1 pseudogene is annotated in these 1,072 nt (G+C 78.0%); it reads left to right on the plus strand.

Annotation, left to right across the window (positions count from 1 at the left end):
* Positions 1-1,042, plus strand: a pseudogene (locus FNQ90_RS24390) (hypothetical protein); the annotation flags it as partial.
* Between the last annotated feature and the right edge of the window lie 30 nt (positions 1,043-1,072).

Here is a 1,072-nt window from a genome sequence, read left to right on the forward strand (position 1 = left end):
CCCCGACACCTACGCCCCCGCCACCGAGGAGGAGGTGCGGGCGGTGGTGGCCGAGCTGGGGCTGCCGGTGGTCGCCAAGTGGAGCCGTCCCGCGCTGCTGCCGGCCGGTTCCGGGCTGCGCAGCACCACTCTCGCGCACAGCCGGGACGAGCTGCTGCGGCTGATCGACCGCACCGACGAGGCGGGCAGCCGACTGCTGGTGCAGCGGGTGCTGCCCGGCGGCCCGGGGTCCGACTGGTTCTTCCACGGCTGCTTCGCCGAGGGGGGTCGGCTGCTGATGGGCGGCACCGGCCGCAAGGAGTTGGCCTGGCCGCCGCGCGCCGGCCTGACGGCGGTGGGGAGCTGGCTGCCCCACCCGGCGATCGAACGGGCGGCGGTCCGGCTGGCCGCCCGGATCGGCTACCGGGGCGTCCTCGACCTGGACTTCCGCCGGGATCCGGTGACCGGCGATCACCACCTGCTGGACGCCAACCCCCGGCCGGGCGCGCAGTTCCGGCTGTTCACCGACCGCACCGGTCTGGACGTGGTGCGGGCCCTGCACCTGATGGCGACCGGCCGTCCGGTGCCGCGCGTCGTGCCGGTGCCGGGGCGGCTGTTCGTCGCCGAGAACTACGGCCTGCTCTCCGCCCTCGTCGAACTGCCCCGCCGCGGGACCGGTTCCCGTCGGGGCACGGCACCGGCGGCCCGTCCCGGTGGGGCCCCGCTGCGCCTGCGGGCGGGCGGCACCCCGCGCCGGGTGGAGACGGCGTGGTTCGCCCCGGACGACCCGGTGCCCCTCGTCGCGATGTCCGCCGGGTGGCTGCGGCGGGCGGCGGAGAAGGGGCTGCGCCCGCTCCGGGAGCGCGTGGCGGCCCGATCGACCGTCCGCGCCGCCGACCCGGGCCGTTTTGGTGCTCCCGATTCCGGTGCCGTCGACACCCCGACGGCCGACGACAGCGGCGCGGCGAGGATGCCCCGACCGGCGCGCGGTGCCCGACGGGAGGCCCCCGGGCGGGGCGCTGTCCGCGCGCTGCGCCCCGTCCGCGACCACTTCTCCGCCTGAGTCACACCCGATCCCCCCTCCGCCCGAGCC

It is taken from the genome of Streptomyces alkaliphilus (assembly GCF_014141535.1).
GTDB lineage: Bacteria > Actinomycetota > Actinomycetes > Streptomycetales > Streptomycetaceae > Streptomyces > Streptomyces alkaliphilus.